Source organism: Micrococcus sp. APC 4021 (genome assembly GCF_030407635.1).
In the GTDB taxonomy this organism is placed as follows: Bacteria; Actinomycetota; Actinomycetes; order Actinomycetales; family Micrococcaceae; genus Micrococcus; species Micrococcus luteus.
In genome coordinates this window covers 1-6,458 of sequence record NZ_JASDCZ010000124.1, presented here as the reverse complement: position 1 = coordinate 6,458, position 6,458 = coordinate 1, and the positions used below count along the sequence as shown (strand labels likewise).

The window sequence follows — 6,458 nt, the reverse complement described above, 5'->3', positions numbered from 1 at the left end:
CATCCTGCGGGAGAGGCCCACTCGTCTCATCTCAGCCCGTACCCCGTGGCAAGAACCTCATGACCCACAACAGCTAGGCTGGCGCACGTGATCGACGTCAAGGACCTCATCGAGCAGCCCGAGAAGTACCGCGTCTCCCAGGAGGCGCGCGGGGAGGACGCGTCCCTCGTGGACCGCGTGGTCGAGGCGGACGCGGCCCGCCGCTCGTCCATCGCGGGCTTCGAGCAGCTGCGCGCGGAGCAGAAGGCCTTCGGCAAGCGCGTCGCCCAGGCGAAGGGCGAGGAGAAGCAGGCCCTGCTGGCCGAGGTGAAGGACCTGGCCGCGCGCGTGAAGGAGGCCGAGTCGGCCGCCGGCGCGGCCGAGGCCCGCCTCGCGGAGCTGCAGCGCGCCTTCCCGAACCTGATCGTCGACGGCGTCCCGGCCGGCGGCGAGGACGACTTCGTGGTCCTCAAGGAGGTCGGCACCCCGCGCGACTTCGCCGCCGAGGGCTTCGAGCCGCGCGACCACCTCGAGCTCGGCGAGCTGCTCGGGGCGATCGACATGGAGCGCGGCGCGAAGGTGTCCGGCGCCCGGTTCAGCTTCCTCAAGGGCGTGGGCGCGCGTCTCGAGCTCGCCCTGATGCAGCTGGGCCTGGACCTGGCCCTGGAGAACGGCTTCGTGCCGGTCATCCCGCCCACCCTGGTGCGCCCGGAGACCATGCAGGGCACCGGCTTCGACGTCGAGCACGACGACGAGATCTACCGTCTGGAGCGCGACGACCTGTATCTCGTGGGCACCTCCGAGGTGGCCCTGGCCGGCTACCACGCGGACGAGATCATGGACGTGAGCGCCCCCGTCCGGTACGCGGGCTGGTCCACGTGCTACCGGCGTGAGGCGGGCTCGGCGGGCAAGGACACCCGCGGCATCATCCGCGTGCACCAGTTCAACAAGCTGGAGATGTTCATCTACGCCGCACAGGAGGACGCGGAGGCGGAGCACGAGCGCCTGCTGGCGTGGGAGGAGCGGATGCTGGGCGCCATCGAGGTGCCGTACCGCGTGATCGACATCGCCGCCGGCGACCTCGGCCTCTCCGCCGCCCGCAAGTTCGACTGCGAGGCCTGGGTCCCCACGCAGGGCACCTATCGCGAGCTGACGTCCACCTCGAACTGCACCACGTTCCAGGCCCGCCGTCTCAACATCCGCGAGCGGGTCCGCACGGAGGACGGTTCCAAGGGCGGCACCCGCATGGTGGCCACGCTCAACGGCACCCTGGCCACCACCCGCTGGATCGTGGCGATCCTGGAGAACCACCAGAACGCGGACGGCTCGGTCACCGTGCCCGCCGCGCTGCGTCCCTACCTCGGCGGGATGGAGCGCTTCGAGCTGGTCTGAACGGACGACGTCGTCCCCCGCGGCGCCGGTCGCCTCGCCTGCCCGCCCCGCGGCGCCCCTGCGGCGCCCCTGCGGTTCACCCGCGCGTCGCCGTCGTGTCCGGGCCGTGTGGTTGGGTGGAGGTCATGACGAAGAAGCTCGTGTGCCTGGACGTGGACGGAACGATCGTGGACCATGACGGCCATCTGCATGAGCCCGTGCGCGCGGCCGTGCGGGCCGTGCTGGACGCCGGGCACCACGTGGTCATCGCGACGGGCCGCTCCCGCGCGGCCACCCTGCCCGTGGCCCGCTCCCTGGGGATCGGCGCCGGCTTCATGGTGTGCTCCAACGGCGGCGTCACGCTGCGCCTGGACCCCGAGCTGGAGGAGGGCTACGAGGTCACGGACCTGCGCACCTTCGACCCGCGCTCGGTCCTGACCCAGCTGCGCCACCGCCTGCCCAGCGCCAAGTACGCGCTCGAGCTGCCGGACGGCACCTTCCGCTCCACCGAGCGGTTCCAGGACATGTCCTTCGGCGTGGCCGCGGAGGGCGTCACGTTCGAGGAGCTCATGGACACCACGGCCGTGCGCCTCGTGGTGTTCTCCACGGACTCCTCCGCCGAGGAGTTCGGTCGCGCGGTGGAGGGCATCGGCCTGTCCGGCGTGACCTACTCCGTGGGCTGGACGGCGTGGCTCGACGTCGCCGCGGCGGGCGTGACCAAGGCCTCCGGGCTCGAGGCGCTGCGCACCGTGCTGAAGGTGGCCCCCGAGGACACCGTGGCCGTGGGCGACGGCCGCAACGACATCGAGATGCTGCGCTGGGCCGGCCGCGGCGTGGCCATGGGCCAGGCCGTGGAGGAGGTCGTGGCCGCCGCGGACGAGGTCACCGGGCACGTGGACGAGCACGGGCTCGCCACGGTGCTGCGCTCGCTCCTCGAGGAGCCGGCCGCGGCCTGAGCGGCGCGACCGGCCCGGGCCGCCGGGTCAGCCCCCCGCCAGCGTGAGCAGCCGCGCGGCGGCGGGGCGGCAGGCGTGCTCCTCGTTCCAGTAGGAGCGCTGCACCGCCTGCGAGACGGCCTGCGCCGTGATCCCGAGCGCGGCGGCCGCCGGCTTCTGCTGGCCGCGCACCCCGGGCACCAGCAGGTCCAGCACCGCCCACTCGGCGTCGGTCCGGGACCACACGAGCTGCCCGACGAGTCGCAGCACGGCCTCGGCCTCGGCGGCCGCCTCCTCGTCCCGGCCGCGCACGGCCAACGGGATCCGCGCGGTGGACACGGCCGCCGCCTCCACGGCCCGCCGCGCCGCCGCGAGACCGGGCCCGCCGGCGTCGTGCAGGTCCCCGGAGGCGGGCGCGCCCGCCGCACCGTCCGCGTGCGTCACCGTCCCGACGCCGACCCCCACGTTCCAGCGGCGCTGCCGCAGGGCGCGCAGCGCCACGTCCACGGCGACGCGCGGGTCCTCGACGGCGCCGATCAGCTCGTCGCCCACGGCGCGCTGGAACGGGAGCACGACGGCGTCGCCGAGCCCCGGCACGTCCTGGAGGGCGCGCAGGAACGTGTCCACGCGGTCGCCGGCGTCGAGGGTGTCCCGCTGGTTGATGGTGAGCACGAACATGGTCGTCGATTCTGCCAGCCCGCAGACGACGCCGGCCGCCCACCCCGAGGGGTGAGCGGCCGGCGTCGCGCGCGTGGGCGGTGCGGGGATCAGCGGCCCTGGGGCTCGTCCGTCGCCTCGCCCTCCTCGGTGGCCGGCTGCGCCTCCTCGGTGTCCACCGCGCGGCCCTGGGGCTCGTCGGTCGGGGACTCCTCGCCCTCGGCGTTGAAGCGCTGGATGGAGGCCTCGAGCTCGGCCTCGGCCGCCGCGCGGCCCTCCCAGCCCTCGGCCTTGACCCACTTGCCCGGCTCCAGGTCCTTGTAGCGGGTGAAGAAGTGCTCGATCTCCTGCTTGAGGGACTCCTCCACGTGCTCGAGCTCGGTGATGTGGTCGTAGCGCTTGTCCGCCGGGACGCACAGCAGCTTGGCGTCGCCGCCGCCGTCGTCGGTCATGTTGAACACGCCGACCGGTCGGGCCTCGACGACGCAGCCCGGCACCAGGTCGAAGCCCGGCAGGTACACGAGGGCGTCCAGCGGGTCGCCGTCCTCGCCGAGGGTGTTCTCGAAGTAGCCGTAGTGCGTGGGGTACTGCATGGAGGTGAAGAGCACGCGGTCCAGGCGCAGGCGGCCGGTCTCGTGGTCGAACTCGTACTTCACGCGGGAGCCCGCGGGGATCTCGATGGTGACGTCGTGCGCCATGACTCTCCTTCGCACAGAGGGTGGGGTGTCCGGGCGGCGCGGCGCCGCCCGGCGGTGCTGCCGTCAGCCTACCGGGGGCGTCCGTCATGATGGACGCATGGGACAGGTGGACACGGGGCGCGCTGGGCGTCGGGATCGACGCACGGAACGCCTCCGGAGCCGCCCGCTCCCCGCCGTCCTCCTGGCCGCGCTCGCGGCCGTCCTGGTCGCCTGCGGGCCCGTGACCGCACCGCCGGCCCCGTCGAGCGCGCCCGCCTCGTCGACGACCGCCGGGCCGACGTCGTCGTCCCCGTCCGCCGGCCCCACCGCGGCCGAGGTGGCGGCCGCCGTCGAGCCGGGGCTGGAGACGTCCCCGGGCACGGTCTCCGCCGAGTTCCGCGACCTGGCCACCGGTGAGGTGCTGTACGCGCGGGACGCGGACGAGCCCGTGGCCCCCGCGTCCTCGCTCAAGGTGCTCGCCGCCGCGGCCATCGTCTCCGCCCTGGGTCCTGAGACGACCCTGCAGACCACCGTGGTGGCCCAGCCCACCGCGGACGGCGCGGCCACCGAGCTGGTGCTCGTGGGTGGCGGCGACGTGCTGCTGGGCACGGGCGCCTCGGACTCGAAGCACGTCTCCGGCTGCGCGGGCCTGCGCACCCTCGCGGAGCGGACCGTGGCCGGGCTGGTCGAGGACGGCGTCACCGGGCAGGTGGTGGTCAGCACGGACCTGCGGCTCTTCACGGACCGGACGGCCCTGAACCCGCGCTGGACGTCGGACATCCCGGAGAGCGGCAACATCGCGCCGGTGCAGCCGTTGGCCACCTACGGCGGCCGTGAGGTCCCCGGCACCGGGCAGGACCGCATCGAGGCCCCGGCGCAGTTCGCCGCGCTCACCTTCCAGGCCGCGCTCGACGACGCGGTGGCCGCCTCCGGCGCCGACCTCGAGGTGGGTCTGCGGGACACGATCCCGGCCACCGAGGTGCCGCGCGCCACGGTCCTCGCCGCCGCCCCCGTCGCGGCCGTGGAGTCCGCGCCCATGGGGGAGCAGGTCGCGTATCTGCTGGCCCACTCGGAGAACCAGGTGGTCGAGGTCCTGGCCCACACGGCCGCGCCCGCCGCCGGCCTGCCCGCCACCCACGAGGGCGCCACGCGGCTGCTGACGGCCACCGCCGAGGACCTCGGCGTGGACACCGCCGGGATGGCGCTCGTGGACTCCTCGGGCCTGTCCCCGGACAACCGCGTCAGTGCGGGCCAGCTGGCCGGCGTCGTGGCCGGGGTGGCCCGCACGCCCGCCCTGGGCACCGTGCTGGAGGGCCTGCCGCGGCCCGGCGAGGACTCCACCCTGGGCGACCGGTTCCCGGATGCCCCCGCGCGGCAGGCCGTGGCCGCGAAGACCGGCACGCTCGACCAGACGGTCTCCCTCACCGGCACCGTCACCACGACGTCCGGGCGGGTCCTCGCGTTCAGCATCATCTGCTCGGATCTGCAGTGGAAGTTGGAGCCCGCGCGCGCGGCGGTCGATGAGGCCGTCAGCGCCGTCGCCGGGCTCTGATCCGAGGTCCGGGCCCTGTGATCTGATGGAGCCCATGAGCGACCACCACGCGACCGACCGCCCCCGCGCCGCGGACGCCGAGCCGGGCGCCCCCGCCGAGCCGGGCCCCGCCGTCGCCCACCCGGTGGACTGGGCCTTCGCAGCACGGACCGCCCGGTCCCTCGCCGCCGCCGGGCCCCGGTTCACGCCGCGCGAGGCGACGCGCGAGGCAGAAGGCCTGCGCGCCGCCGCGGAGGCCGCCGTGCCGCACGTCCACCGCCTGACCGGGCTCGAGGCGGCACGGGACCTGCGCGACTCGCAGGTGCTCGTGGTGGACCGCCCCACCTGGTCGCGCGCCGCCACCCAGTCCTTCGCCACGCTGCTGGACCCCACGTTCACGCATCTGCGGGACACCCGGCCCCGCGAGCACGCCGCTGCCACCACCCGCGTCACCCGGCATGCCACCGCCCTGGAGATGGGCGGGATCCTCGCCTGGATGTCCGGGAGGATCCTCGGCCAGTACGACCCGTTCATCGCGCTGCCCGGCCCCGGGGGGACGGCGGGCGGCCCCGCCGGCGGACGCCTGCTGCTCGTGGCCCCGAACGTCGCGCAGGTGCGCGCGGAGATCAACGTGGACCCGGCGGACTTCCGCCTCTGGGTGTGCCTGCACGAGCAGACCCACCGCGTGCAGTTCGCGGCCGCGCCCTGGCTGCGCGAGCACCTGCGGGCCGAGATCACGGCGCTCACCGTCGGCCTGTTCGACAAGGCCGAGTCCCTGCCCGAGCGCCTGCGCACCGCGCTCGCGGCGGCGAACCCGCTGGGTCGGGAGGCCGACGCCGGCCGGATCGGGACGCGGGACGGACACGACGCGCAGGACGCGGCCGCGGCCCGCCCCGCGCCGGGCCTGCTCGGGGCGATCCAGGACGAGGAGGACCGGGAACGCCTGTCCCGGCTGACGGCCGTGATGTCCCTGCTCGAGGGGCACGCGAACGTGGTGATGGACGGCGTCGACTCCTCCGTCGTGTCCTCCGTCAAGACCATCCGCCGCCGCTTCGACGAGCGCGGCGACCGCCGCTCGCCCCTGGACCGCATGCTCCGCCGCCTGCTGGGGATGGACGCCAAGATGGCCCAGTACCGCGACGGCCAGAGGTTCGTGGCCGCCGCCGTGGCCGAGCTCGGCATGACCGGGTTCAACGTGGTCTGGGACGCCCCCGAGCTGCTGCCGAGCGAGGCCGAGCTCCACGCCCCCGCGGCGTGGGTGGCGCGCATCCGTGCCCAGGCCTGAGGTGCGGGTCCTCGAACCAGGTC

At 74.8% G+C, this 6,458-nt stretch carries 6 protein-coding genes; 4 read left to right on the top strand and 2 right to left on the bottom strand.

What is annotated here, in order from left to right; translation table 11 throughout:
- Window positions 1-87 precede the first annotated feature (87 nt).
- Entirely contained in the window at window positions 88-1,371 is a 1,284-nt protein-coding gene (serS, locus tag QL983_RS09710) for a serine--tRNA ligase (protein WP_036380800.1), read from the top strand.
- 125 nt (window positions 1,372-1,496) lie between these two features.
- Complete coding sequence (locus tag QL983_RS09705; RefSeq protein ID WP_044659867.1) at window positions 1,497-2,306, top strand: HAD family hydrolase; 810 nt, start codon at window positions 1,497-1,499, stop codon at window positions 2,304-2,306.
- A 27-nt stretch (window positions 2,307-2,333) separates the two neighbouring features.
- Here QL983_RS09705 and QL983_RS09700 read toward each other — a convergent pair whose 3' ends face one another.
- Window positions 2,334-2,963: a hypothetical protein gene (locus QL983_RS09700; RefSeq protein WP_041104661.1), complete on the bottom strand. Its 630-nt coding sequence runs from the start codon at window positions 2,961-2,963 to the stop codon at window positions 2,334-2,336.
- Window positions 2,964-3,052: 89 nt separating this feature from the next.
- Complete coding sequence (locus QL983_RS09695) at window positions 3,053-3,640, bottom strand: inorganic diphosphatase (RefSeq protein WP_036316226.1); 588 nt, start codon at window positions 3,638-3,640, stop codon at window positions 3,053-3,055.
- Between the two features lie 220 nt (window positions 3,641-3,860).
- Here QL983_RS09695 and dacB point away from each other — a divergent pair, with 220 nt between their 5' ends.
- A complete protein-coding gene (gene dacB / locus QL983_RS09690; RefSeq protein ID WP_290152674.1) occupies window positions 3,861-5,171 on the top strand; it encodes a D-alanyl-D-alanine carboxypeptidase/D-alanyl-D-alanine-endopeptidase in 1,311 nt (436 codons plus the stop codon).
- A gap of 34 nt (window positions 5,172-5,205) precedes the next feature.
- A complete protein-coding gene (locus tag QL983_RS09685) occupies window positions 5,206-6,435 on the top strand; it encodes a zinc-dependent metalloprotease (protein WP_290152671.1) in 1,230 nt (409 codons plus the stop codon).
- The last annotated feature ends 23 nt before the right edge of the window (window positions 6,436-6,458 follow it).

What these genes read in the sequence shown, in the direction of transcription:
- QL983_RS09695 (WP_036316226.1), bottom strand. Translation starts at nt 3,640, where the DNA reads ATGGCGCACGACGTCACCATCGAGATCCCCGCGGGCTCCCGCGTGAAG.
- QL983_RS09705 (WP_044659867.1), top strand. Translation starts at nt 1,497, where the DNA reads ATGACGAAGAAGCTCGTGTGCCTGGACGTGGACGGAACGATCGTGGAC.
- QL983_RS09700 (WP_041104661.1), bottom strand. Translation starts at nt 2,963, where the DNA reads ATGTTCGTGCTCACCATCAACCAGCGGGACACCCTCGACGCCGGCGAC.
- QL983_RS09685 (WP_290152671.1), top strand. Translation starts at nt 5,206, where the DNA reads ATGAGCGACCACCACGCGACCGACCGCCCCCGCGCCGCGGACGCCGAG.